Annotated in this window: 2 rRNA genes; both read right to left on the reverse strand. The window is 45.2% G+C overall.

Annotation, left to right across the window (positions count from 1 at the left end):
- Positions 1-117: 117 nt before the first annotated feature.
- A 5S ribosomal RNA gene (gene rrf, locus HMPREF2706_RS11145) occupies positions 118-232 on the reverse strand.
- Between the two features lie 69 nt (positions 233-301).
- A 23S ribosomal RNA gene (locus HMPREF2706_RS11150) occupies positions 302-681 on the reverse strand; the annotation flags it as partial.

Below are 681 nucleotides of genomic sequence, written 5' to 3' on the forward strand. Positions count from 1 at the left end.
TTACCGACAAGAATTAATTATACGCTTTATTGATGTTAAAGTCAATAAATATTTAAAATTAATTTTATTCAGTAAAAATAATCCACAAAAAAATGACCTAACGGTCAAAAGTGGTTTGCCTGGCAACGTCCTACTCTAGCGGGACGTAAGCCCGACTACCATCGGCGCTAAGGAGCTTAACTTCTGTGTTCGGCATGGGAACAGGTGTGACCTCCTTGCCATTGTCACCAGACAAATGAATGTGTTATACATTCAAAACTAGATAGTAAGTAATGATTTTGCGTCGCAAAACATTTTAATATTGATTAAGTCTTCGATCGATTAGTATTCGTCAGCTCCACGTGTCACCACGCTTCCACCTCGAACCTATTAACCTCGTCATCTTCGAGGGATCTTATAACCGAAGTTGGGAAATCTCATCTTGAGGGGGGCTTCATGCTTAGATGCTTTCAGCACTTATCCCGTCCATACATAGCTACCCAGCTATGCCGTTGGCACGACAACTGGTACACCAGAGGTATGTCCATCCCGGTCCTCTCGTACTAAGGACAGCTCCTCTCAAATTTCCTACGCCCACGACGGATAGGGACCGAACTGTCTCACGACGTTCTGAACCCAGCTCGCGTACCGCTTTAATGGGCGAACAGCCCAACCCTTGGGACCGACTACAGCCCCAGGATG

It is taken from the genome of Staphylococcus sp. HMSC067F07 (genome assembly GCF_001837405.1).
Classification (GTDB): domain Bacteria; phylum Bacillota; class Bacilli; order Staphylococcales; family Staphylococcaceae; genus Staphylococcus; species Staphylococcus capitis.